Annotated in this window: 27 protein-coding genes and 1 riboswitch; of the genes, 10 read left to right on the top strand and 17 right to left on the bottom strand. The window is 40.3% G+C overall.

The window, feature by feature from the left end; genetic code table 11:
* Positions 1-51 precede the first annotated feature (51 nt).
* Positions 52-154, bottom strand: a riboswitch (SAM riboswitch).
* A gap of 80 nt (positions 155-234) precedes the next feature.
* The 8 genes from RTR43_RS00625 to RTR43_RS00590 form a co-directional block, all read right to left on the bottom strand.
* Positions 235-591, bottom strand: coding sequence for an SCP2 sterol-binding domain-containing protein (locus tag RTR43_RS00625; RefSeq protein WP_312468931.1), 357 nt, complete (start codon positions 589-591; stop codon positions 235-237).
* Positions 592-803: 212 nt separating this feature from the next.
* Positions 804-1,112, bottom strand: a complete 309-nt coding sequence (locus RTR43_RS00620; RefSeq protein WP_248734742.1) for a thioredoxin family protein — start codon at positions 1,110-1,112, stop codon at positions 804-806.
* Between the two features lie 7 nt (positions 1,113-1,119).
* The gene (locus RTR43_RS00615) at positions 1,120-1,476 is read right to left on the bottom strand and encodes a toprim domain-containing protein (protein ID WP_248734743.1); all 357 of its coding nucleotides are present in this window, start codon (positions 1,474-1,476) and stop codon (positions 1,120-1,122) included.
* Between the two features lie 236 nt (positions 1,477-1,712).
* Positions 1,713-2,096, bottom strand: a complete 384-nt coding sequence (gene gcvH, locus RTR43_RS00610) for a glycine cleavage system protein GcvH (protein WP_312468925.1) — start codon at positions 2,094-2,096, stop codon at positions 1,713-1,715.
* 85 nt (positions 2,097-2,181) lie between these two features.
* On the bottom strand, positions 2,182-2,538 hold the full coding sequence (locus tag RTR43_RS00605; protein ID WP_312468923.1) for an arsenate reductase family protein: 357 nt from the start codon (positions 2,536-2,538) through the stop codon (positions 2,182-2,184).
* A 198-nt stretch (positions 2,539-2,736) separates the two neighbouring features.
* Entirely contained in the window at positions 2,737-4,521 is a 1,785-nt protein-coding gene (locus tag RTR43_RS00600) for an acyl-CoA dehydrogenase family protein (protein ID WP_312468921.1), read from the bottom strand.
* Between the two features lie 72 nt (positions 4,522-4,593).
* Positions 4,594-5,769, bottom strand: a complete 1,176-nt coding sequence (locus tag RTR43_RS00595) for an acetyl-CoA C-acetyltransferase (RefSeq protein ID WP_312468920.1) — start codon at positions 5,767-5,769, stop codon at positions 4,594-4,596.
* A 116-nt stretch (positions 5,770-5,885) separates the two neighbouring features.
* Positions 5,886-8,273 (bottom strand): 3-hydroxyacyl-CoA dehydrogenase/enoyl-CoA hydratase family protein, encoded by a 2,388-nt coding sequence (locus RTR43_RS00590; RefSeq protein WP_396954502.1) that lies wholly within the window; start codon positions 8,271-8,273, stop codon positions 5,886-5,888.
* A gap of 209 nt (positions 8,274-8,482) precedes the next feature.
* On the opposite strand from RTR43_RS00590, the gene RTR43_RS00585 reads away from it, so the two are divergent.
* The 3 genes from RTR43_RS00585 to RTR43_RS00575 all read left to right on the top strand — a co-directional run bounded on the left by RTR43_RS00585 (position 8,483) and on the right by RTR43_RS00575 (position 9,399).
* A complete protein-coding gene (locus RTR43_RS00585) occupies positions 8,483-8,617 on the top strand; it encodes a YuzL family protein (RefSeq protein WP_312468919.1) in 135 nt (44 codons plus the stop codon).
* 105 nt (positions 8,618-8,722) lie between these two features.
* Positions 8,723-9,001, top strand: a complete 279-nt coding sequence (locus RTR43_RS00580) for a hypothetical protein (RefSeq protein ID WP_312468918.1) — start codon at positions 8,723-8,725, stop codon at positions 8,999-9,001.
* A 59-nt stretch (positions 9,002-9,060) separates the two neighbouring features.
* On the top strand, positions 9,061-9,399 hold the full coding sequence (locus RTR43_RS00575; RefSeq protein ID WP_312468916.1) for a spore coat protein: 339 nt from the start codon (positions 9,061-9,063) through the stop codon (positions 9,397-9,399).
* A 64-nt stretch (positions 9,400-9,463) separates the two neighbouring features.
* On the opposite strand, the gene fhuF is transcribed toward RTR43_RS00575, so the two are convergent.
* From fhuF to RTR43_RS00555, 4 genes are read right to left on the bottom strand one after another with little or no spacing between them, the layout of a single operon-like run.
* Positions 9,464-10,270, bottom strand: a complete 807-nt coding sequence (gene fhuF / locus RTR43_RS00570) for a siderophore-iron reductase FhuF (RefSeq protein ID WP_312468914.1) — start codon at positions 10,268-10,270, stop codon at positions 9,464-9,466.
* Positions 10,263-11,081 (bottom strand): ABC transporter ATP-binding protein, encoded by an 819-nt coding sequence (locus tag RTR43_RS00565; protein WP_312469108.1) that lies wholly within the window; start codon positions 11,079-11,081, stop codon positions 10,263-10,265. Before RTR43_RS00565 ends, fhuF begins: the two co-directional genes overlap by 8 nt.
* 59 nt (positions 11,082-11,140) lie before the next feature.
* Complete coding sequence (locus RTR43_RS00560) at positions 11,141-12,196, bottom strand: FecCD family ABC transporter permease (protein WP_312468913.1); 1,056 nt, start codon at positions 12,194-12,196, stop codon at positions 11,141-11,143.
* On the bottom strand, positions 12,193-13,197 hold the full coding sequence (locus tag RTR43_RS00555) for a FecCD family ABC transporter permease (RefSeq protein WP_312468911.1): 1,005 nt from the start codon (positions 13,195-13,197) through the stop codon (positions 12,193-12,195). Before RTR43_RS00555 ends, RTR43_RS00560 begins: the two co-directional genes overlap by 4 nt.
* Positions 13,198-13,385: 188 nt before the next feature.
* Here RTR43_RS00555 and RTR43_RS00550 point away from each other — a divergent pair, with 188 nt between their 5' ends.
* Positions 13,386-14,354, top strand: a complete 969-nt coding sequence (locus RTR43_RS00550; RefSeq protein WP_312468908.1) for an ABC transporter substrate-binding protein — start codon at positions 13,386-13,388, stop codon at positions 14,352-14,354.
* Positions 14,355-14,551: 197 nt separating this feature from the next.
* On the opposite strand, the gene RTR43_RS00545 is transcribed toward RTR43_RS00550, so the two are convergent.
* Both RTR43_RS00545 and RTR43_RS00540 read right to left on the bottom strand, forming a co-directional pair.
* Positions 14,552-15,721, bottom strand: a complete 1,170-nt coding sequence (locus tag RTR43_RS00545) for an FtsW/RodA/SpoVE family cell cycle protein (protein ID WP_312468907.1) — start codon at positions 15,719-15,721, stop codon at positions 14,552-14,554.
* 118 nt (positions 15,722-15,839) lie between these two features.
* Positions 15,840-16,601, bottom strand: coding sequence for a DUF4931 domain-containing protein (locus tag RTR43_RS00540; RefSeq protein ID WP_312468905.1), 762 nt, complete (start codon positions 16,599-16,601; stop codon positions 15,840-15,842).
* 563 nt (positions 16,602-17,164) lie between these two features.
* On the opposite strand from RTR43_RS00540, the gene RTR43_RS00535 reads away from it, so the two are divergent.
* Entirely contained in the window at positions 17,165-17,947 is a 783-nt protein-coding gene (locus tag RTR43_RS00535) for an undecaprenyl-diphosphate phosphatase (protein WP_312468903.1), read from the top strand.
* A 146-nt stretch (positions 17,948-18,093) separates the two neighbouring features.
* Here RTR43_RS00535 and RTR43_RS00530 read toward each other — a convergent pair whose 3' ends face one another.
* Positions 18,094-18,756 carry an FMN-dependent NADH-azoreductase gene (locus RTR43_RS00530; RefSeq protein WP_312468902.1) on the bottom strand — a complete coding sequence of 221 codons (663 nt, stop codon included), beginning with the start codon at positions 18,754-18,756 and terminating at the stop codon, positions 18,094-18,096.
* Between the two features lie 292 nt (positions 18,757-19,048).
* On the opposite strand from RTR43_RS00530, the gene RTR43_RS00525 reads away from it, so the two are divergent.
* The 5 genes from RTR43_RS00525 (at position 19,049) to RTR43_RS00505 (ending at position 23,435) form a co-directional block, all read left to right on the top strand.
* Positions 19,049-19,987, top strand: coding sequence for a helix-turn-helix transcriptional regulator (locus tag RTR43_RS00525; protein ID WP_312468901.1), 939 nt, complete (start codon positions 19,049-19,051; stop codon positions 19,985-19,987).
* Entirely contained in the window at positions 19,981-20,847 is an 867-nt protein-coding gene (locus RTR43_RS00520) for an ABC transporter substrate-binding protein (protein ID WP_312468900.1), read from the top strand. Before RTR43_RS00525 ends, RTR43_RS00520 begins: the two co-directional genes overlap by 7 nt.
* 87 nt (positions 20,848-20,934) lie before the next feature.
* On the top strand, positions 20,935-21,633 hold the full coding sequence (locus RTR43_RS00515) for an ABC transporter permease (protein WP_312468899.1): 699 nt from the start codon (positions 20,935-20,937) through the stop codon (positions 21,631-21,633).
* Positions 21,630-22,373, top strand: a complete 744-nt coding sequence (locus RTR43_RS00510) for an ABC transporter ATP-binding protein (protein ID WP_312468898.1) — start codon at positions 21,630-21,632, stop codon at positions 22,371-22,373. Before RTR43_RS00515 ends, RTR43_RS00510 begins: the two co-directional genes overlap by 4 nt.
* A 300-nt stretch (positions 22,374-22,673) precedes the next feature.
* Positions 22,674-23,435 carry a (S)-benzoin forming benzil reductase gene (locus RTR43_RS00505; RefSeq protein WP_312468896.1) on the top strand — a complete coding sequence of 254 codons (762 nt, stop codon included), beginning with the start codon at positions 22,674-22,676 and terminating at the stop codon, positions 23,433-23,435.
* Positions 23,436-23,542: 107 nt separating this feature from the next.
* Here the strand turns inward: RTR43_RS00505 and RTR43_RS00500 are convergent, their stop codons facing one another.
* On the bottom strand, positions 23,543-24,916 hold the full coding sequence (locus RTR43_RS00500; RefSeq protein ID WP_312468894.1) for an ATP-binding protein: 1,374 nt from the start codon (positions 24,914-24,916) through the stop codon (positions 23,543-23,545).
* Positions 24,894-25,604, bottom strand: a complete 711-nt coding sequence (locus tag RTR43_RS00495; protein ID WP_312468893.1) for a response regulator transcription factor — start codon at positions 25,602-25,604, stop codon at positions 24,894-24,896. The genes RTR43_RS00500 and RTR43_RS00495 overlap by 23 nt, the downstream gene beginning before the upstream one ends.
* Positions 25,605-25,635: the final 31 nt, after the last annotated feature.

Here is a 25,635-nt window from a genome sequence, read left to right as displayed (position 1 = left end):
TTAACAATGTAATAAACAAAACCCCCGCTTCATAAGAAGAGGGGGTCTCTCTCCTTATCTCCCAGAGTAAAATTACTCTGCTGGATTTAGCACCGTGTTATTAACCGGTTGCCGGGCTTCAAAGGGCCAGTCCCTCCGCCACTCTAGATAAGAATGCTTTATTTAATTGTTTTTATTGATAGAATATTTAAATAATACATTACAGGAAGATTAATTCCGAGTCAATACCTTTGATTAAATTATTTTTGCAAGCTCAGGTTTCTCTGTCTTTGTTAAAAAGAAAATCGATTCGAGCAATAACTTGACCCGTAACGGCGCCGACACCTTTAACTGTCCATTCTTCTCAAGAACCCTTAACCTTTCCTTCCCTGCTAGCAGCTGTTCCATTGCGGTTAAATTTCCACTGATTTCATATTTCGTCTGCGATTCCTCTGACCCCTGGAGGATAAAAATCCCGCCATTTTTTATCACTAAATGAACGGCTTGCTGCTGACAATTTAGTGTCACTCGTAAGTCTCCTTGGAATAATAATTGCTGAACGTGCCCCTGCTCTTTGATATTTTCGAGAAAGGTTTTAACGGTTTCAATCATATCCACCACTCCGGTCAACTTTCATTTACCTAATTATATTCAGCAGCGGGGAGTAGAATCCTTTCATTATTGCTCGACAATTAATTCGCTTTGGTAGAGTTTTTCCAAGCTTTCCTCAGAACTATGTCGGATTTCTATGAACAGAGGCTTATGCCTGATAGAAAGTTATACTTTCCTATCGACAAAAAAAACAGATGCCATAAAGCACCTGTTTAATTCAAATATTCTTTTATTTTTTCCAGCAAGAACGGCACTGAATGAAAAGCGTAAAGCGTTTCTTTCACACTGCCATCTTGCACAAACAGTAGGCATGGTACACTTTCAATCGCCAAATCTTTTGCAAGCTCCGGATGGAAATTTAAGTTCATTTTACCCATTTCCACGACTACCAGCTCAGCAATCACTAAAAGCATTTTCGAAGCTAGCTGACAAGTACCGCATAATGGGGTATAAAAATAAATCAGTCCAGTTCCTTTCTTATCAAGGAAGGCAGAAAATTCACGTTGATTCCATTCATTCATAAGACAACTATCCCATTTCTAAATACTCTGTATGCACATCAATATTAGCTCCCAATAGAACGGTCGCCAAGTGGTGCAAGGGAGCGGTAGCAACCTCTCGATACATTCGATCAATATATATATGTTCAGCTTGTGGAAATTCTCTCTTAAATTGCTTGCGAAGCTTCTCGCCCGCTTTATCTGCATCAACAAGAATATAGATATCCTTGTCTTCGAGGAAGTCAATCCATTCATCTAATTTTGTCATACTGATGGTTCCATTTGTACAAATGATTTCTACTGGTTCCTTCACTACTATTTTTACCTTATTTTTATCTGACTTTCCTTCAACAATAAGAACTTTGTCAACATACGAATCATTCATATCCATCACCTGTAATAGAAGTTGTTTATGTTAACATATTCTAAAATATTGATTACGTGTGCATTCTTCTTAGTATGTTAACTATATCATTATTGTTATGTTAAAAATAGGTATTTGCTCATTGATGTACACTCGTGACCTTCTTTACATTTTATTATAGATTTCCCAATTTTAGCAGAAGAAATAGTGGAAATATAAGAGAAAAAGCACCTTCTTCAGGTGCTTTCCTATGATTATTAGTCTTCCTTAGTCATTTCTTCATATTGTTCTGCAGTCATTAGCTTGTCTAACTCACTGCTATCGGAAAGTTCAACCACAATCATCCAAGCCTTTTCATATGGTGATTCGTTAACAAATTCAGGGCTGTCGCCTAAATCCTCGTTCACTTCTACAACCTTGCCACTGACTGGTGCATAAAGCTCAGAAACTGTTTTAACAGATTCCACACTGCCAAATGGTTCATCAGCAGATATTTCATCGCCCACTTCTGGAAGCTCAACGAAAACGATATCGCCTAATTCGTGCTGTGCAAAATCAGTGATACCGACGCGCACTCTTTCTCCTTCAACCTTTACCCATTCATGTTCTTCAGAATAACGTAATTCTTTTGGTGTACTCATTAGCTAAAATCCCTCCATTGTTTTTTTCTAAAATCTATCATCGAAATAATTCGATTTCCGCTAGTAAATGAGTTAAAAATCCGACTCACAGCCAGATTTTCTCGTACTCTTCCGCTTTAAAGCCCACTGTGACCTGTTCTCCATCAGTTAAAATCGGCCTTTTGATTAACATGCCGTCAGATGCAAGTAAATCAAGCAGTTCATCCTCAGAAGCAGACTTCATTTTATCCTTTATCCCTAATTCGCGGTATTTTAAACCACTTGTATTAAAAAACTTCTTCAAATCCAGACTGCTTTTTTGATAGAACCCCAGCAATTCAGCACGCAATGGGGGATTATCAACAATATGTACTTCCTCATAGGAAAGATGATGAGCATCCAGCCATTTCTTCGCATTTCGACATGTTCCACATTTCGGATACCAGTAAAATGTCAGAGACATCCGTTTCACCGCCCCTACCATTAAATCAATAACGTTAATTGTATCACTTGAATATTACCATAATTTTTTTCTAGCGCAAAAAATAATACGCTTTCACAAAATAAATTCGACTAATTTCGTAAAAATCCTGCATCCATACGATAATTATTTTACAAAAATAATAGAAGTCCCCTCCATAAAGAAGGGACTTCTATTTCATTAAACGATATAACGTTCGGCTTCGATTATTACATCCGCTGCTTCGCGTTTTTTTGCAATCACATTGATTGGTGTGTGGCGCGTAAATTTGCGAAGTGAAGACAACATCATCCGGAGGGTATCCCCTTGTTCAACCGCGACTAATGTTTCTTTTGCATCCTGTTCAAGTTTATTGAAGGCTTCCTGACAGAAGATTTGCGTGTAAAGAAGCTTTTGTTTGCTCTTTTCTAAGCCTTCTTTTACCATCGCCTTTTCTGTACGTAATACAACGGATTCCATTGCGTATACATTAGAGGCGATATCTGCTATGTTAGCAAGGACCTCTTGCTCTTTTTCAAGTGCTTTGCCATATTTTTGTGCTGCTAATCCAGCCGCTAATAAACCAATTTTTTTCGCATTTTTCAGAAGATGTTTTTCTTGTGCTAACGGCTCATCACCAGGCTCTTCTGGCATTAACATCATTAATTCCTCTTGAAGCGCCATTGCTTTTTGGAACAATGGAAGCTCGCCTTTGAACGCTTTTTTCAAGAAGGTACCTGGAACCAAGAGACGGTTGATTTCGTTCGTCCCTTCAAAGATCCGATTAATACGAGAGTCGCGGTAGGCTCTTTCAATTGGATATTCCTGCATAAATCCGTAGCCGCCGTGAATTTGGACGCCTTCGTCGACCACGTAATCTAATACTTCACTGGCGAAGAATTTATTGACGGAACACTCGATGGCGTATTCAGCAATGGAATTAGCTACTAATTTAATGTCTTTTTGTTCTTCAGCCGAAAGCTTACCTTGGTTCTCTTCATACAAACCAACCGTACGATATACGGAGCTTTCTGCCGCATAAATTTTTGAAGCCACCGTTCCAAATTTTTCTTTTGTTAAATTGAATTGAGAAATTGGTGTCTTAAATTGTTGACGTCCATTTGCATATTTAACGGTCATTTCAAAAGCGGCCTTGGAACCGCCGACAGCGCCGACTGCTAATTTATAACGCCCAATGTTTAAGATGTTGAAAGCAATTACGTGCCCGCGACCAAATTCACCTAATAGGTTACCTACTGGAACAGGAACATCCTCTAAAATGAGCGTGCGTGTGGAAGAACTCTTAATCCCCATTTTCTTTTCTTCAGCACCAGTTGATACACCTGGGAACTCTCTTTCCACGATGAAGGCTGTAAAGTGCTCGCCATCTACCTTTGCATATACAACAAATACATCAGCAAAACCGGCATTCGTGATCCATTGCTTTTCACCGTTTAGGATATAATGTGTACCTTCTGCATTTAATTTTGCTGTCGTTCTCGCGCCAAGGGCATCGGAACCTGAGCCAGGCTCTGTTAATGCATATGCAGCAAGCATTTCACCTGAGGCCAGTGCAGGCAAATACTTTTTCTTTTGCTCATCATTACCGAATAAAACAATTGGCAGGGAACCGATACCAACATGAGCACCGTGAGAAAGCGAGAAACCGCCAGCCTTTGACATTTTTTCAGTAAGCAGCGAGGAAGTGATTTTATCTAAGGCTAAACCTTCGAATTCTTCAGGTACATCAGCTGCTAAAAGTCCAAGCTCACCCGCTTTTTTAAGAAGCTTTACGGTACGACCAAATTCGTGGTTTTCTATATGTTCGAGCTGTGGAAGAACTTCTTTTTCAACGAAGTCTTCAGCTGTCTTGGCAATCATTAAATGCTCTTCGGTAAAATCTTCAGGTGTTAACATATCTTGATAAGAAATATCTTCGATTAAAAAGCTTCCGCCTTTAATGAACTTTTTTGTTTCGTTTGTCATGGAAATTTCCTCCTAATCTTTTTTTACTTGCTTAAGGGGGTTAAAATTCTGCCACCTGGATATTGATATTAATTAAAGTAATTCAAATACGCCTGCAGCACCCATTCCACCGCCGATACACATCGTTACAACACCAAATTGCTCATTTCTGCGCTGCAATTCATGTATAAGGCTCAATGTTAACTTTGCACCGGTACAGCCAAGCGGGTGACCAAGGGCAATTGCACCACCATTTACGTTGACAATTTCTTCATTTAGTCCAAGTTCGCGAATAACTTGAAGCGATTGAGAAGCAAATGCTTCATTCAATTCGAATAGGTTAATATCTGATAGTTCAAGACCAGCAAGCTTTACGGCTTTTGGAATCGCGACAACTGGGCCGACACCCATAATTTCCGGTGGTACACCGCCAACAGCAAACGATCTGAATTTTGCTAAGGGCTTAAGACCGAGTGATTCTGCCTTTTCGCGGTCCATCACCATCAAAGCGGCCGCCCCATCACTTGTTTGTGAAGCATTGCCAGCCGTTACGGTGCCTGACACCGAGAAAGCCGGGCGGAGCTTCGCTAATGTTTGCAGGTTTGTATCAGGTCGAACGCCTTCATCCTGCGAAAATTGAATCGTTTTTTCAACAAGTTTATTGTCATTTCCAATCGAACGGATTGTCACATCAACTGGAACAATTTCATCAACAAATTTGCCTTCTTTAATCGCCTTAGCGGCACGCTGATGACTTCTTACTGCAAAAGAGTCTTGATCCTCACGTGAAATGCCATATTTCATCGCTACTTGTTCAGCTGTATGGCCCATTCCCATATAATATTGCGGTGCTGTTTCAGCTAGTTTAATATTTGGACGAACGACATGCCCCATCATCGGAATCATACTCATCGATTCGGCACCACCAGCGATAGCTGTATCTGTGTGGCCCAGCATGATCGATTGTGCCGCATACGCAATTGCCTGTAATCCAGAGGAACAGAAACGGTTCACTGTAATGGCAGGGACGGTGTAAGGGAGTCCTGCCAATGCTCCAATATTACGGGCCATATTATTTCCTTGTTCTGCTTCCGGCATCGCACAACCAATGATTAAATCATCAATATTTCCTTCATAATTTCCGGCACGCTTTAATGTTTCTTTTACCACCAATGCTCCCAAATCATCAGGACGAACATGGGCAAGCGTTCCTTTCTTTGCCTTACCAACCGGGGTTCTTGCACCGGCTACGATTACCGCTTCTCTCATTTCGTTCCCTCACTTTCTTTCAAATTGTCTGGCTCTAGCGCCCAGGGACGCTTCCGCTTTTCTATTAAAATCTATTACAATCCCAAGGACTTAATAGCCCCTACCAATCTATTTATTTAGTTTCTTAGCGGTTTGCCTTTTACAAGCATATGCTGCATCCGCTGCTGTGTTTTTGGTTCTCCGATCAGACTTAGAAAGGCTTCTCTTTCTAAATCTAATAAATATTGCTCATCTACTTCAGTTCCAAATGGCACTTTGCCGCCGGAAATAACATTAGCAATTTTCTTGGCAATTTTTAAATCATGCTCAGAGATATATCCAGATAGACGCATTGCTTCAGCACCAAGCAGTAATGTCGCATATCCAGTTTCACCAACCACTGGAACCTTTTTGCGTACTCTTGGCTTATAGCCTGTTTCATGTAAGGCAAGCACAGCTTGTTTGGCATCATAGAGTAGATGGTCGCCATTGATACTGATTCCATCGGCATTGTCTATGAAATTATTCTCGCGTGCCTCTTCAGCAGATGTAGATACTTTTGCTGTTGCAATTGATTCAAACACTTTATTGGCAACATTTTGGAGGTCAAATTGAACTCCATTTGGAAGATTTTCTAAGTGCTTCATATAAAGCTCTTTGTTCCCGCCGCCGCCAGGAAGTAAGCCCACTCCCACTTCAACAAGACCCATGTAGGTTTCTGCTGATGCTTGAATGTGTGCCGCTGGAAGACAAACCTCTGCACCGCCCCCAAGAGTCATCCCAAATGGGGCTGCAACTACGGGCTTAGAGCTATATTTCACTTTCAACAGAGCACTATGGAGCTGACGGACAAGCATATCAAGCTCATAAATATCATCATCTTGAACGGCCATCAGCATCATCGCCAAGTTTGCACCCACACAGAAGTTTTTCCCTTGGTTTCCAATGACAAGACCTTTAAATTTTTTCTCGACTTCATCGACCGCAAAATTAATCATTTGCACAATATCGACGCCAATCGCATTATTAGGAGAATGGAATTCCAAAAGCGCGACCCCATCGCCTAAATCAATTAAGCTTGCCCCACTGTTCTTTTTAATAACACCTTTTTGTTTTTTAATTTTTTTAAGATCAATAACCTTTGGGTTGAACTCAACTTGTTTATATTCACCGTTATCATAGTAGAAAAGTTCGCCGTTTTCTTCCTTATAGAAAGAGGTAGCGCCTTTTTCAAGCATTTCAGTTACCCAAGCTGGAACTTCACCGCCAGCTTCTTTGATCTTTTGCACGGATTTTTCAATGCCGATGGCATCCCATGCTTCAAATGGACCCATATCCCAGCCAAAGCCCCATTTCATTGCGCGGTCAATCGCGACAATATCGTCAGCAATTTCTCCTAACAGCTGTGCAGAGTAGACAAGAGAGGCCGATAAAGTAGTCCATAAAAATTGCCCGGCACGATCACTCGCGTATACAAGCGCTTTCAATTTGTTCGCTGTGCCTTTTTCCTGCTTGCTAAGCTCGACGGCAGGGGTTGACAGCTTTTTGCGCGGACCATATTCTAATGTCGTCGGATCAAGTTCAAGAATCTCTTTGCCTTTTTTCAAAAAGAATCCTTGTCCTGATTTACTTCCAAGCCAGCCATTATCAAGCATTTTCCTCATAAAATCCGGTACTTGGAAAACTTCTTTTTCCTTGCCTTCGACTTTTTCATAAACATTATTGGCAACGTGATAAAATGTATCCAACCCTACGACATCAAGTGTGCGGAAGGTGGCGCTTTTAGCCCGACCAATTAATGGACCCGTGATCGAATCAACTTCACCAACGCTAAAGCCGCCCTTTAGCATTTCTTGAACAGTTACGAGGAGGCCATATGTGCCAATTCGGTTAGCAATAAAGTTTGGTGTGTCCTTTGCCTGAACAACGCCTTTTCCTAAAATATCCTCACCAAAGGTTTTCATAAAAGAGAGGACTTCCGGAGCAGTGTATTGAGTCGGAATCACTTCTAGCAATTTCAGATAGCGTGGCGGGTTAAAGAAGTGGGTTCCCAGGAAGTGTTTTTTAAAATCATCTGAACGTCCTTCTACCATCGCTTCTACTGAAATTCCAGAGGTGTTGGAGCTGATAATACTGCCAGGCTTGCGGTATTGATCGACTTTTTCAAAAACTTGTCTTTTAACGTTGAGGTTTTCTACAACCACTTCGATGACCCAATCAACATCTTTCAGCTGGATTAAATCATCTTCAAGATTTCCTGCTTCAATTAGCGTAATATTTTTTTTAACTGCCAGTGGTGCCGGCTTTTGCTTCAATAATTTTTGAATGTTTGCAGCACTGATACGATTGCGTACCTGTTTATCTGCTAATGTCAGTCCTTTAGCATCTTCTTCTTTCGTTAATTCACGTGGCACAATATCCAATAATAATGTTGGAATACCGATGTTTGCTAGATGGGCAGCAATTCCTGAGCCCATTACTCCGGATCCCAGTACCGCTGCTTTTTTAATTAATTGGTTCAACATTGTCTCCCCCTTCAATACTTTGAATGAATCATCATTCATTTTTTTGTTAAAAAAAAATTCACATTTGAATGAGTTCTGCTACTATTTACTATAAAATATTTTGAAAATTTGTGCAATCGATAAACGCGGAAAATTGAAATTTTTTTGAACATTTATTTTTTGCTATTTAAATTTCTGTGCTGGGTATCCTATTACTTGAGGTGATAACGATGGCGAGAACGAAAAAGAATCCTTCAAAAGCAGGTGTAAGTGCCGCTAGTGTGAAGGGCAATGCCGGCCCAGGATATGAAGCGGCCGAGGATGACAAACAAAACAGCCAGAATAATCAATTCAAAAAGAGGTAGTGACTACAGGCTGAGCATTTCAGCCTGTCTTTTATGGTTGTATAAAAATGCCTTATTGTGAAACCATATAATCGTAAATAGTTCACTTAAAACAGGAGGGTAATTATGCAGCAACAAAATATGAATATGCAAAATCAACAAATGAAAATGCAGCAGCCACCAGGTGTGATTTCAACAAAGGATTCACTTTATTTAACTGACATGATGTCCTGGAATTTATTGTCTTCCAAGAAAGCACACTTCTTTTCCCAACAGTGTCAAGATCCCGAGTTGAAGTCAGAAGCAGAAAAATGCGGTCAAATGCATCAGCGTCATTACCAGCAGCTGCTTCATCACTTAGAACAGCATGCGAACCAACAGCAGCCCTTGAATAATATGCAATAAAAGTGGAAAGCGGAAGCGCCTTGACGCTGGAGCAAGACAATGAAGGAGGAACTGTAACGATGAACCAAAACCAACAGAAGATTCAAAACCCTGAAACCCAGGTACCCAAGACACCACAAATGAACGAGCGCGATTTCATTAATGATTTGCTGACAACCGAAAAATATATGACCACCTCTTATAGCATGGCGTTGCACGAAGCTAGCCACCAAGGGCTCTATCAAGACATCATGCAAATTTTCACGGAGACGCAGCAATGCCAACGTGATCTCTTTGATCTGATGTTTAAAAAAGGCTGGTACTCGTTTGAGGCTGCCGAACAGCAAAAGCTGCAGCAAGCATATCAGCAGTACCAAGGGTATACAAACCAATTTCCAAACGGCGGAACACTACAATAATGGGAAAAACCGGAGGATTTCAGGATTCCTCCGGTTTTGTGAATCATTTCGTGCTTTGTTAACTCTATATTAGACTAGATTCTTTTTGGGATTTTGTGCCGCAAATATTTTCTCCATCCTGACACCTTCCATCCTTGGTTAAATGGGTACATGGGCAGGTTTTACAGCGCTTGCCTGCTGGTAACTGATAAGAAAAGCAACAAGTTTTTCTTATTCTTATCTCCGCATCCCTTTCTTCCACATGCGTCTTTCCACCATAGTATTTTTGCAGTGGATTCCCGTTGTAACGGCCAAATACTTGTCCCTCGGCTTCAAAAATTAAATAATGAAAGTCACTAGCAACGTAATCATTTTCGATATCATTTAATTCAGTTTCATACAGCCAGAATAAATAAACAGCGATATTTTCCCATAGGATTAACCTTGAAATACCGACTGTTTTTTCTAGCCTTGTGATTATCGGATAAATGTTATTGGCAAAAAGGTCGATGAAAATACTTTTCCGCCATTCAGGTCGATCCTTCCCATCCCAATCCACTACAGTTAAATCCGTTAGAGAAATGGAAGGAAGCCAATTCTTTCCTTGTTCTGCGGGTTCTATTTTTACATTATCTAACGATAGATTGATTTTTTTATCCCAAACGGTCATCGTATAAAGGGACATCACCGCGAAAAAGGCATACCTTTTGATAAAAATCGATGCCGCTATTTTCTCAGAAGGAGCACCAATTGCTAGAGCTAAATCTTGAAGGAAGCCTTTAAGGGATGATTCATCCAATAGCTCAGCGGCACTAAATGAATGTTCCAAACGGCTATTTAACCGATATTTTTTCAATTGAAGGAGTTCTTGTTCCGTCATCTTGTTAGCCATTCATCGCTACCGCCTTATCTAAAATACATCTGCCCTTTCCATATGGAATGCACAGTGGTGTCCCAAATAAAGGATCCATTATTACCTCACAATCCATGCCAAATACATTTTTGACGAGGCTGCAGTTGATGACGTGCTCGGGTTTTCCTTGGGCATACACCTTCTGGTCTTTTATCGCAACCACATTATGAGCATAGCGGCAGGCAAGGTTAAGATCGTGGAGCACCATGACAACCGTTCTCTTCTTTTTTTCATTTAATTCAAAGAGCAAATCGAGAATATCAATTTGATGGGTCATATCTAAGTAAGTGGTTGGCTCATCGAGGAGAATTATATCAGTATCCTGTGCCAAGGTCATCGCAATCCAGGCACGCTGTCTTTGTCCTCCTGAAAGGGAATCAACTGTTCTTTCTTTTAATTCCTCCAACCGAGTTGCCTTAAGGGCATCATTTACCTTTTTCTCATCTTCCTCTGACCATTGTTTTAACCATGATTGATGAGGATACCGTCCTTGCTTAACAAGCTGGAGAACGGTTAAACCTTCTGGTGCGGTTGGTGATTGCGGCAAAATCGCCATCTTTTTTGCGATTTCCTTTGTCGAAAGCTTGGCAATCGCTTTTCCTTCAAGTAAAACACTCCCGGACTTTGGCTTCAGGAGACGAGCGATCGAACGAAGAAGCGTTGATTTTCCGCAGCCATTTCCGCCAATAAAAACGCTAATCTCACCTTTTGGAATTTTCAAATCTAACTCATTTATAATGAGCGATTCCCCATAGGAAAGGGATAAATTCTTCGTTTCAATCGCATTCATCATCTTGCCAGCTCCTTTTCTAGCTACAGCGCCTGGGCAAGGCGCTTCCGCTTTTCCATTTATGCATTTCTTGTTTTGAAAAGTAAGTAAATAAAGTATGGTGCACCGATTCCGGCAGTAAATACTCCGGCAGGTACTTCTAACGGTGAAAACATCGTCCGACCAATTAAATCAGCAACCATGACTAGGATTCCGCCAAGTAAGGCCGATGTAGGAAGAAGTGCTCCAAACGAGGAGCCGACTAACCTTCTCGCCATATGCGGCGCCATTAATCCGACGAAACCTATCCCCCCTGCAAAAGCGACCGAGCTTCCAATCAAGGCAGTGCTGATCATTAATAAAAGCAACCGTTGTTTTTGGACCTTTCCACCTAAACCAGTGGCAACCTCATCACCAAGCTCTTGAATATTAATCGTTCTTGCCGCAATCAAAGCAATAATTAGGAAAATAACGGTCCATGGCACCAATGTGGCAACATTTTTCCAATTAGAGCCGTACACGGTCCCAGTAATCCAAATATTCGCCTGGCTTGCCTGATAAATCGGCCCCATAATCATCATTAAGGTCGTTAAGGCCTGCATCAACGTTGAAATGCCAATTCCGATTAAAACGAGCCTTATCGGAGACACACCATTTTTCCAAGCAAGGAAATAAACTAAAAAGGCGACAACACCAGCCCCTACAAAAGCGGCTAGCGGTAGCCATGCAATGCTGACGGTTAAGGCGTTATTTTTATCACTAAATAAAGCTAAAAAAGCAACAACGGCTACTGCTGCACCCCCGGTAATCCCGAGGACATCTGGTGAGGCGAGCGGATTGCGAATCATCCCCTGTAAAATCCCACCTGCAACGGCTAAAGAAATGCCGACCATTAAGGCGACAATGATTCTTGGCAATCGAAACGATTTAATGATGAGTGATTCCATTTCTGGACCACCGCCGAAAAACACCTTTATAACAGTAAAGGGGTTAATTTTCATTTCTCCGGTCCCTGTGCTAACCACAAAAACGATAAATGTAATGAGAAGAAGAATGATAAAGGTTAATATTGCTTTTCGATCGATTAAAAAGGACATTTTTCCATTAAAAAGACGGAAATTTTTATATTTATTCATCGTCCATTGAACCCCCTTCTCGCGATGTAGATAAAGAATGGAGTGCCAATGATGGCCGTCATAACCCCGACAGGTACCTCTGATGGCATTAAAATATATCTTGCACCGATGTCTGCTGCAAGGAGCAGGATTGCACCTAAGACACCGGATAACGGAATGACCCAGCGATGATCAATCCCAATGATTGATCTTGTAATGTGGGGAACAACGATGCCAACAAAGCCAATCGGCCCGGCGACTGCTACAGAACCACCAGCTAATAAAATCACAAGTACACCGACAGTGATTTTTACTAGGCCAGTGTTTAAGCCAAGTCCTTTTGCTACATCTTCCCCCATGGAAAGGATATTCATTTTTCCCGCGATAAGAATGGAGCCAATCCAGCCTATACCTATGTAAGGTAAAACATTTTGCAGTGTCTCCAATTTTCGTCCTTGGACAGATCCGGCGAGCCAAAACAAAACCTGCTCTAGTGCCGCTTCATTTACAACAAGTAATCCTTGGGTAAAAGAAGAAAACATCGCCGCCATGGCTGCACCAGCTAATGTCAGCTTCATCGGGGTTAACCCTTCTCTTCCAAAGGAACCGATGGCATAAACGCTGATAGCCGCTACTGCTGCCCCTAAGAAGGCCAGACCATTGAAGGCTTGCAAATCATTCACCGAAAATAGTGTAACTGCCGCAACCACGGCAAATCCTGCCCCGGCATTAATACCAAAGATTCCAGGCGATGCAAGCGGGTTTTTCGTTAATGTTTGCATGAGAGTTCCAGCTATCGCCAGGCTTGCCCCAACTGCTAAAGCAATTAACGCTCTTGGTAGTCTAACAGTTTGAATAATAATATGTTCGTTTGAGCCATTATTATTTGTAAAGGAATCGATAGCGGTTCGCCAACTTGTGTCGGTGTAGCCAAAAATGACACTGACACACATAAGCAGCACCATTAGCAATATGGCAGCGATCAATCCTACCCATTTTGATTGTGAATTTTTTAAAAGCATCTTATGGAACCTTTCTAACTTCTATTTAGTAGTATTTAATTTTAGTCTATCTCTAATTGATAATGATTGTCAATGATTATGAAAATCATTTTCAATTAACAGTTGACATCCTCCTTTCATTCATTTTATGATAAGACTGTCATTGAAAATGATTATCATTTGCAACTATTAAGGAGGATACATACTACATGAAAGCTGTAAAAACATTACTATCCCTTTTCTCGGTCATGGCCATTTTATTATTGGCTGCTTGCGGTGGAGCTGAAGAGAAGACAACAGAAAAGAAAAACAATCAAAAAACAACGGAGGAAAAAACATACACAGTTGAACATGCAATGGGCACCACTCAGATTAAGGGAACCCCAAAAAGGGTTGTTATCTTAACAAACGAAGGAACTGAAGCCCTTCTTGCGATGGGTGTAACTCCTGTTGGTGCCGTTCAATCATTCACTGGAAACCCATGGTATGATCACATTGCTGATAAAATGAAGGACGTAAAAGTAGTCGGTGTCGAAAGTGAAGTAAACGTGGAAGCCATTGCTGCACTAAAGCCAGATCTCATTATTGGCAATAAAATGCGTCAGGAAAAAATTTATGACCAATTAAGTGCGATTGCACCGACAGTGTTTGCGGAAACACTTCGCGGTGACTGGAAAGAAAACTTCAAATTATATGCAAAAGCCCTTAATAAAGAAGAAAAAGGTAATGAAGTATTACAAACCTATGAATCTCGCATTGCTGACATCAAAGAAAAACTTGGCGACAAAAAAAGTATGAAAGTTTCTATGGTTCGTTTTATGGCTGGAGAGGTTCGTATCTATCATAAGGATACATTCTCAGGAGTCATTTTAAACGATCTTGGCTTTGCTCGCCCAGAAAGTCAAAATGTGAATGATTTTGCAGAAAGAAACGTTACGAAAGAACGGATTCCTGCCATGGATGGTGATATCCTCTTCTATTTCACCTACGAAACAGGGGATGGAAAAAGTTCTGAATTGGAAAAGGAATGGATTGCAGACCCTCTATTCAAGAACCTTGAGGTAGCTAAGAAAGGTGAAGTCCACAAGGTTAATGATACAATTTGGAATACAGCTGGTGGCGTGCTTGCAGCCAACCTCATGCTAGATGATATTGAAAAGATCTTTTTGAAAAAATAAGAATAGAGTTGTGGGACCGCCTTTATTTGTTGGGCGGTCCTTGTTGTTAGTTTGGTCAGTTTTTATTTATCGGGTGGATTCATAAAGGGATTCCGCCGATATGAGCCGGAATTCCGCCAAACCGGCATTTTATTTCCACCAAAACCCTTTTCCAACCAACAAAAAAAGAGCAAGCCTGAGCCGCTCTTTTTGCAAATTTATGCCGTTGTCGAAAACATATATTTTTTATAATGGTAGCGGATTGAAAAGATCAGGCCAAGCGCCATCATATTCCCCATTAATGCACTTCCGCCGTAGCTGATAAATGGCAGCGGAATACCGGTTATCGGCAAGACGCCAATCGTCATCCCGATATTTTGAAAAACGTGGAAGGTAATCATACTGATGACACCGACACATATATAGGTATAAAAATTATTCTTCGTTTCCATTCCAACCTTTGTGATATGGTAAATCAGCAAGAAAAACAAACTGATTAACACACTGGCTCCAATAAAACCATATTCCTCGCCAACAACACTAAAAATAAAATCCGTTTGACTTTCAGGTAAATAGACTTCGCGGTTTCCAAGCCCTTTTCCGCTTGTCTGTCCTGAGCCGATCGCTAGCATAGATTTTGTTAACTGATAGCCGGTCGAACTTTGATAATTATAAGGATCAAGCCATGAATATATCCGGCCGAATTGATATTGCTGCACCCCGAGATACTTTTCAAGAACGGCTGGATTCCATAAAACAAAATAAAAAATCGTACCAACAAGAACAATACCCACTGAAAAAATGGGCACAAGTAATTTCCAGGTAATACCCGAAATGAAGATCATCCCTACTAAAATGGCTAAAAAGACAAGCCCTGTCCCCAAGTCCTCCTTGATGATGAGCAATAACGGAAGCATTGTTACCATTCCCATCTTAACTAACAGCCATAAGTCAGACTGAATCGTCTTTACGACATTTTTGAGATGATGATTTTCAATGACCCATGCCTGCGCTAATATCATGAATACTTTGACAAACTCGGATGGCTGGATCGTACCTACCCCAGGTATTTGAAACCAGTTTTTTGAGCCATTAATTCTTGGAGCAATCGAACTCGGTGCAAGGATTAAAAGGATAAGAAGAACAATCCCAAACCCATACGCATACCAGGTAAGCTTTCGTAACTGATCAGAATCTAAGGTCATAACAACGCCAATGATTATGCAGCCGACGACATACCAAGCAATTTGCATAACTAAAAAGTTTCTATCGTATTGCCCGCTTGATTGCGCACTATAAATTGCTGCACAGCTGGCCAAAAACAAAAGTAGTAGTATAAGAACAAGACTATAATCCAGTTTAGAAGTTGTGTTTTTATTTGAAGTCAATTTTTAGTCTCCACCTTAAAAAAGAACTAGTACATTCCTTCATTATATTTTTAATTAGGACAAATCACAACTTATAAACGGTGAATGGTTTTATTTACAAACAATGAAGTACATTTTTTCAGCTAAAATAAATTCGCTTCACTTCACTAGCCATCCATTCCAAGTTATTCGGCACCTGTGGAAGACCGTATCCAATATATAACGGGGTCGTCACAAACCGCGGGACGACTTTTGCGTAAATCTTCCTATCAATATGATGAAAAAATACATTATAACTTGTAGCCTTGAATGGAAAATGATTCAGGATATAATGAACAGCTGTTTGCAGATACTCCGAAAACAGTTCCTGATAACTTGAATCTCCCATCTCGATATTAAACTCATAAAAACCAACACGAGGCTTAGTCGAAAGTGTAAATCGAGCCTCTGTCGACTCGTCGATTACCATTCCTTCAAACATTTCTTGGCTTACTTTTTCTTTATAATCAATATCATGTAAGCCAATAATCTGCATGTGCGGATGGGCAAGCGTCCCACCTGACAACGGACCATGATTTTTGAAAAAAATTACCGATTGATATTCACCGGTTTCCTCCATATCAAGCCAATGCTTAATCCCGAACCTGATTAATTTATGTAAATGTGCTTTCGTGTAAGTCGATAATTCAGCATGGCAATCATCCGTTTCTATTAATACCGTTTGATAGGCATTCTCCAAAACTGGATATTTATTTTTCAAAAGAATAATTGGGCCATCCACTGCGATGAGGTCGGTAAGCTGTTCCCTGAAACAAAAAGGGCAGGCTTGGTCCTTGTTACGAATATTTTCTGGCTTCTTGACACCAATGGAAGTATTAAAATGTAGATGTTTATTTTCCAAACTAGTTTCCCCTCTCAAAACTGATATGGCATTCCACGTCACCATTAACTATGGAAGATTATTCAGAGAACTTTCCCTGCCAATAAAGGCGGTGTGAGCAGAGCTGCACTTCACTTATTCAAAGTAAAAAAATGTATATTTTCCACTCGAATTAAATATAATGATGAACTTTTGCGCCGCTCCGCTCCTTTTCCATACAAACTAATATGGCGTTCCACACCACCATTAACTATGGAAGATTATTCAGAGAACTATCCCTGCCAATAAAGGCGGTGTGAGCAGAGCTGCACTTCACTTATTCAAAGTAAAAAAATGTATATTTTCCACTCGAATTAAATATAATGATGAACTTTTGCGCCGCTCCGCCCCTTTTCCATAAAGACTATATTTCTATTTTATGGGAGATCACAGAGCTTTTGCACTTATTTTGTTTTGTTACTGATATTTTCATTGACCATTCCGGTAAATTAATCCTAAAACAAAGAATAATTTCATGATATAGGTAATTTCGGCATATGTTTAATGTACAGGCTTATGAGTAATTTAGGAATGAGAGGGGAATTATGTTAACAAAATTAGAAGCACTTATTCTCGGTATTATTCAAGGGTTAACGGAATTTTTGCCAATTTCAAGTACAGGACATCTTTTTTTAGGAAGAAACTTATTTGGCCTTCAGGAAGCAGGGCTTTTGTTAGATACAATGCTTCATGTCGGTACATTGTTGGCAGTCCTTGTTTTTTATAAGGATGAATTTATTAAAATAATCAAAAATCCATTTAGTAAATTAACCTTATTATTAATCGTCGGAACGATCCCTGCGATCATTTTTGGACTGGCTTTTAAAGATTATATTGAAGAAATTTCGAAGACGGGGGTTACGATTGGCTGGGAGTTTTTAATTACAGGGTTATTCCTCTGGCTCTCCGATTCCGTGAAAAATGGCTTTAAGAAAATGGACGATATTAGCTATAAGGATGCATTGATCATCGGTACGTTTCAGGCTGTGGCCATTATGCCGGCGATTTCTCGTTCAGGGATGACAATCGTAGCTGCCCTATGGCGAAAATTAGACCGAGAAACGGCTGCCTACTTTTCATTTCTGTTATCCACACCAGCAATTGCGGGAGCGATTGTTCTGCAAACGAAGGATTTATTGGGGGGAGCTGGAGAAGAAATATCCTTATCTGCCCTACTTGTTGGAATCGTCTCGTCAACCATTTTTGGCTATATTGCGGTGAAGTGGATGATTGGTTACTTAAGAAAGCATTCATTAAAACCATTTGCGATTTATGTGTGGGCGTTAGGATTACTTGTTTTGTTTTTCCAATTTACAGGCAAATTCTAAAGAGTGCTGTTAGGGAAAAACTGAAACGCAATTAAGAGTGCGCTTTTTGCAAATCAATGACTCTAATTTGCAACTAAAATGATTTTTCGCAATTAGGAGTGGTATTTAGATGAAAAAAGCGACCCGAGAGATCGAGTCGCTTTATATTATGCAGTAACAATTTCTTTCGCCATTTCTCTTGCTGCTTCTGCTGCTTTTTCTTTCGCCTTTGCCATGATTTCTGGCACCATTTTTGGAAAATGATCCATTCCTTCTGCAAAAACAGTATCCAAAAGGTCAAAGCCAAGAAACTCAAGTGCTTTTCTTAAATAACGATCACCGGATTCGAATTCAACCATTGGACCAGTGGAATAAATGCCGCCACGTGTTTGAATATGGATAGCCTTCCTGCCGGTAAGAAGTCCTTTTGGACCACTTTCTGTGTTCGTAAAGGTCTTTTCGGCAATAAATAGGCAATCCATAAAGGATTTTAAAATAGCTGGTGCTCCAAGATTCCATATTGGTGTGACAAATACATAGTAATCAGCAGCGATAAAGCGGTCAGCCAGCGCATGCATTTTTTCAAGCTTTGTTCGCTCTGCTTCAGATAGTTGCTCTTTTGTATAACCCATAAAGGATAATTTTGCCCGAGCGTATAATAGGTCCATATCGATCTCCGGGATATCCATATCATATAAGTGCATGTGCTCAATTTCAACATCCGGTTGTTCTTTTTTGAACTCTTCTAAAAATACTTCCCCGATCTGCATTCCTCTTGAAAGTTTCTTATCAGGTTTTGGATTGACCGTTATATAAATAAGCTTTGACATGTACATCCCTTCCCTTTAATCACAATTTTTTCCTCTCCTATTATACTACAACAAACTTCCTTGCTCACCATTGAACAATAAGTGAAGTTTATGAAAAAATTGTGAATTTTATACAATCGCGACTCCCATTATTAATATACTCATCCGTTAATAAGGTGCAATACCCAAGATTTTTTGAACAGTTTGTGACAATCCTAAACTAAACATAATGAAACTTAACGAAACTTAACAAAAGTCACTTACTCTTTAACATATTCATTTTAAAATTGAAAAAAAGGAGGTTTATTTACTTATGGAAGGAAAGGCTTATACACCAGATGAAGTGGCGCAAATCTTTCAAATCTCAAAACATACTGTTTATGAGCTGATAAAAAGAGGTGAGTTGCAGGCCTTTAAAATTGGCAATAAAATGCGGATTGAGCATGCAGAGCTTGAAAGATATAAGGAAAACACAAAAGCCCCAGCAAAGAAACATTTGTCTGAACCAATTCCTATTATTCCGTCTCTATCGATTCGACTATCAGGCAGCCATGACTTTCTTGTTGAGCATTTCATAAAACAAGCGACAAATACAGTAAACCTACAAATCCAGCCTTCCTACATCGGGAGTTTAGAAGGTTTAATGATGCTGTACCGCGGTCAATGCGATATCGCCGCCATTCATCTACTAGATCCAACATCACAAGAATATAATCTGCCTTTTATCCATCAGCTTTTTGTTTACGAATCGATTTTGGTACTAAGATTGGCTGCAAGAGAACAAGGTTTTATTGTTGCCAAAGACAACCCGAAAAAAATTGAAGACTTTCATGATCTTACTAGGAAAAATGTTCAATTTATTAACCGCCAAAAGGGGGCGGGCACAAGATTTTTACTTGACTCAAAGCTTTTAAGCTATGGAATTGATCCGAGTAAAATTAACGGTTACGGAAACGAAGAATGGAACCATTTGTCAGCAGCTTCTTACATAAGCAGGGGCATGGCTGATGTTACCTTTGGGATTCAGTCTGCCGCTAGCCACTTAGGACTTGATTTCATTCCAGTGGCCAAAGAAAATTTTGACCTTGTTTTTCGTTTTACCAATGAAAACAAGCAAAGCTTAACAAAGTTGATCCACTACTTGCAGTCGAACAACTTTAAAAATAGCTTGACCGATTTAGAAGGATATTCCATCTCAGAATTAGGGAAAATCACCTATCAAACTAGTACAACGGAGGAAACAACATGTTAAGAAAACGCTATTTTGCAGTCCTATTTGCTTTTATGCTACTAATTTTATCAGCATGTGGAAACACAGACACAAAAGACGCAGTGGCAAAAGAGAAAAAGCCAGCACCTAAAGCAGCACCAACGGAAATGATCCTAGCCACAACGACAAGTACACAGGACAGCGGCTTGCTCGATGTGATAATCCCGATGTTTGAAAAAGAAAATAATGTAAAAGTAAAAACGATTGCAGTTGGCACAGGACAAGCATTAGAAATGGGAACAAAAGGGGAAGCAGATGTCCTTCTTGTTCATGCTCCAGCATCTGAAAAAGCGGTTGTCGATGCAGGCGATGCGATTAACTACAAACGTGTAATGTATAATGACTTTATTTTAGTTGGACCGAAGGATAATCCAGCAGGTGTCAGCGGCGATGACATTAAAGCAGCATTCAAAAAGTTGGCAGACAGCAAAGCTACTTTTGTTTCCCGAGGTGACGACTCTGGTACACATAAAAAAGAACTTGGTATTTGGACGGCTGATAACATCAAACCTGCCGGTGATTGGTATGTATCAACTGGACAAGGCATGGGGCAAACATTGCAGGTTGCTGCTGAGAAAAAAGGGTATGTGTTAACAGACCGTGCTACATGGCTAGCGCAAGCGAAAAATTTAGACACTCTACAAATCGTCGTTGAAGGCGGCAAAGATTTAATGAATATCTATCATGTTATGCAAGTAAATCCTGAAAAACATGACAAGATTAATAGCAAAGATGCCGAAAAATTTGTAGAATTTATGGTAAATAGCAAAACTCAAGATGTAATTGAAAGCTTTGGTAAGAAAGAATATGGTCAATCATTATTCTATAAGTACACTGAATAATTTCTGACATGGGAAGGGGACCCAATTTTCTAAAGCAGGTACTCCTTCCTATTCATACTTCTTAAGGGAATCCTGGAGGCATTATTGATGGAACTGCTCATTGATGGACTAAAAAAAGCGATAGAAATGATTCTTTCCGGTGATCAGGAAGTTTTTGCAATTACCTGGCTAACACTTAAGGTCTGTCTTATTTCCATTCTGATTAGTACTCTCATAGGATTACCGCTTGGAATTTTTCTTGGATTAACTAGATTTAAGGGTCGCAGAATACTATTATTATTCATTAATATTGGTATGGGCTTGCCGCCTGTTGTTGCCGGGCTTTGGATTACGATGCTGTTATGGCGCTCTGGTCCGTTAGGTGACCTTTCCTTGCTCTATTCGCCGACAGCGATTGTGATGGCCCAAATTTTAGTAAGCCTGCCAATCGTCACAAGCCTAACCTGCACGGCATTTCAGCAAATCAGCGATAAAATGCTCCTGCAAATTAAAGCACTTGGAGCAACAAAGCTTCAGACATTAATAATCCTAATCAAGCAATTAAAAATTGCGATTTTGGCTGCAATTATGGCTGGCTTTGGCAGGGTCATTGCTGAGGTTGGCGCCGCGATGATGGTCGGCGGAAATATTCTGGGTGACACCCGCATCTTAACAACGACGATTGTGATGGAAGTTTCGAAAGGAAACTTTGACATCGCCTTAGCCCTTTCATTTATTTTATTATCCGTTGCCCTGTTAATTACGGCTGCGTTAACATTTTTACAGCAAAGGAAGCGAATATCATGAACCCGTTAATTGAGCTGAAGAATATCACTTTTAAAGCCCAAAATAAAACAATTCTTGATATTCCTGAATTCCAGATCAACGCTGGAGAATTTCTCGGAATTATGGGACCTAACGGTGCCGGCAAAAGCACTCTACTTAAGGTGGTATCGCTTCTTGAGCAGCAAACGAGTGGTGAAATCCTCTACCTTGGGCAGGTCATTCCTATCGGGAATGCACCGCTTGAATTACGGAGGAAGTTTTCAATTGCCCTGCAGCAATCCTTACTGTTAGATGGAACTGTGTTTCACAATATCGCGATTGGCTTATCATTACGAAAGATTTCAAAATCTGTCATTAAGGAAAAAGTGGAGCATTGGATGGAGCTGTTTGGAATCAGCCATTTGGCGAAAAAAAATGCGCTTTACTTATCCGGCGGTGAGGCTCAACGAGTCAACTTAGCGCGGGCAATGATTGTTGAGCCAGAAATCCTTTTTCTCGATGAACCATTTTCATCTCTAGACTTTCCGACTAAAATTAAATTAATGGAAGATTTCAAGGGCATTATCGAAGCGGCCCAAACCACGGCTGTGTTTGTCAGCCATGATTTAATGGAGATCAATTACCTCACGAATCGACTTGCGATTATCGTGAATGGTGAAGTAAAACAATCCGGGCCCACCCCTCGGGTCCTAGAACATCCTAATTCTTCCACTTCATCCTTCCTAAATGAGTGGAAGAAATTCTATCCCCTTGCACGTTGAAGGCAGTTCCTTTCGGAGCTGCTCTTTTTTGTGGAAAAGGGGCGGAGCGCCGCAATAATGTATCAGTATATCTGGCTGAGTAAACAAATTCATTTACCACTTTGGAGAAGTGCAGCTCATCTCTGCTCACACGCCTTAATTATGTTGGCGTACAACTCATCATCCATTCACTTTCATGCATGGGTTGGGAGTTGAAACTCATGGTAGTTTTTTTATCAATTGATTAAAATTCCCATGAAGAATAAAATAGGTAATAAGATATATATTTTGATCATTATACTGGCTCGTAGGGGGATTTTCATGAAGTATGCAATTATTACCGGTGCATCAAAAGGTTTAGGTGAAGCCATTGCGAAACGACTCATCCATGAACAAATTGCGATCGTTTCCGTATCCCGGACAGAAAATGAAGAAATCAAAAGGATGGCATTAGAAAAAGGCCTGTACTATAACCATTTTTCCTGTAATCTTTCATTAGAAAAAGAGGTCCAGGAAGTATTTATGGATATAGCTCACTGTCTTTTTCAAAAGGATCCAAAGGAAATTCTTCTATTTAATAACGCAGGTGTGATTGAACCAATCCAAACGGTTGGCAATTTAGATCAAACTCCAACCATTCGAAACATTCAAGTAAATTTAATTGCACCAATCCTCATCACTAATTTATTTTTTAGTAAAGCACAGTTGACCAACACAAAGGTCCAAGTTATTAATGTAACCTCAGGTGCAGCAATCCGCTCGATCGAAGGCTGGAGTGTGTATTGCAGCTCAAAGGCTGGGTTAAATATGTTCACACAAACGGCCGCATTAGAGCAAGCGGAAATGAAAACGGAAAATAAAATTATTGCCTTTAGCCCTGGCATTATGGATACAAATATGCAGGAAACAATTAGGTCTTCGTCAAATAAAGCGTTTAAGGAACTAGAAAGGTTTAAAGAATTTAAGGAAAATAATATGTTGTTGCAGGCAGATGTGGTGGCTAATGCACTAGTAGACTTAGTTATTAGCGGTAATGTTGAAAGTGGCAAAGTTTATAATGTTAAAGAATTAGTAGGAGAGTAAGAGAAATGGGGCGCCTATCAAGATGATTGGTACCCCATTTCTGTAAAACCCTTTCTATCCTCTTTGTTACTCCCCTATGGAAAATAGGATTGCGATCCATCCTTTTGCTAGTCCTCCTGCGGAAACCACAAGGTTATACTGGTCCCCTTATTCAACCTGCTTTTCACCTTGATGACTCCTTTATGGGCATCCATCAACGCCTTTACAATCGAGAGTCCAATGCCAACGCCTCCTGTTTTGCGGTCGCGTGATTTGTCACCGCGGTAGAAGCGTTCGAAGATATGCGGGATATCGTCCTCATTCATTCCTGAACCTTCATCATGAATCTTAAAGCCGACATAGCCCTCCATTTCTGTTTGTACCGAAATCGTGACCTTTTTTCCTTCCGGCGTATATTTCAGCGCATTATTTAAGACGTTTGACAGGATTTGCATTAAGCGGTCCTTGTCCGCCTCAAACATTTCCTCGTGCTGCGGTTCTTCAATATAAAGCCCGATCCCCTTTTCCTTAAACAATGGCATAAAAATTTCCCATAGAGCTGCCAGCACACTACCTGCTTCTAGCTCAATTTTTTCCAGTCTAATTTGCGGATTTTCCGCTGCAAGTAGTTTTTCTAATTCATTGACGAGCCTTACTAAGCGCATCAGCTCTTCATGACTCGTTTGCAGGCGCTGCGGGGTCGGCTCCCAAATTCCGTCCTGAAAGGCTTCGATTTGACTCCTTAATGTGGCAAGTGGTGTCCTCAGTTCATGGGCAAGATCACCAGTAAATTGTTTCCGAAGCATTTCTTCCTTCGCAAGTGACTCCGCCAAGTTATTGAAGGAGATGGCAATCTGCTTTACCTCGGTAGGCAGGCCCGACAACGGAATCCGAATATCAAGGTTATGCTGCTGCAGCTCACCTGCCGCAAAGGAAAGCTTTTTCAAACCAAATGTTAATTTTTTCGAAAAAAGCATACTAAATATAATGGCGAGTACAATCGTCAAGCATACTGCCGCCAATATATACAATTGGATGGTTTGGATAAACGTGTATTCATCGTCAATTAATCCTTTCGGATAAATAGCCACAAGCTTTCCGATTATTGAATTATCCACTTTTATCGAATAAGTTTTGGAGTGCCACTCTTCCCCAATCGGGGACGGTTCTGTTAACACAAGGGTATTTAACATACCGAGAATGTTGGAAGAATCCATTTGCAATTGACCAAACCGATCATACAATTGAAAATAAAGCTGATCAGTCATCGCATGCTCGTGGAACAACCCAGACACCGGATCGCTGGTAAAATGGCCATTTTTTTTATAATCCTTTTCAATTTCCGTAATCACTCGATCAATCTTTTTTTCGCGGTTGCGGTCCAAATAGCTATTAAAACTCTCTTCAAAGCCATATTGGATAAAAAAGCTGACGATTAATATCCCAATCATCGAGATAAGCACTAGATAAAATAGAATCTTAGACCGAAGCGTTTGCAGCATCTAGTACCCCTCCAAATTTATAGCCCATCCCAAAAACGGTCACGATAAAGTCCGGCTGCCGTGAATCTGATTCGATCTTTTTTCGAAGGTTTTTGATATGTGTATCAACACTGCGTTCGTAGCCTTCATAATACATGCCTTCGTCCTGAATTTTCTCTAATAAATCCATCCGGCTGTATACGCGGCCGGGATTCACTGCCATATTGGTTAATAGTTTATATTCAATCGGAGTCAAGGTAACGGAATCTCCGTTTACAGTTACTTCCTTTTTGATTAGATCAATCGCTAGTTTTCTTCCATTGAATTCAAGACGTTCAACCTTTTCAGACTTTTTCACTCGTCTTAAAATGGCTTGAACACGAACGACCACTTCCCGGGGGCTGAATGGCTTGGATAAATAGTCATCTGCTCCCATAACAATTCCGTTGATGCGATCATCCTCAGCTGATTTCGCGGTCAGCATAATTATTGGAACATCTGACTCTTTTCTCACTAAGCGGCAAACCTCTTCACCAGAAATATCAGGAAGCATTAAGTCTAAGATAATGAGGTCAGGATTTATTGTTTTAGCCTTTTTTAAGGCGTCAATTCCATTATCAGCGCTATGAATTTCATAGCCTTCTCTCTCAAGGTAAGCTTCGAGAACTTCTATTATTCTACGTTCATCGTCAACTAATAATATTTTCATTATTATCACTCCCCATATCTTTACTATATCA

This window comes from Neobacillus sp. (assembly GCF_031988165.1).
GTDB classification, from domain to species: Bacteria; Bacillota; Bacilli; order Bacillales; family Cytobacillaceae; genus Neobacillus; species Neobacillus rhizosphaerae.
This window is presented reverse-complemented; position numbering and strand designations above follow the sequence as displayed.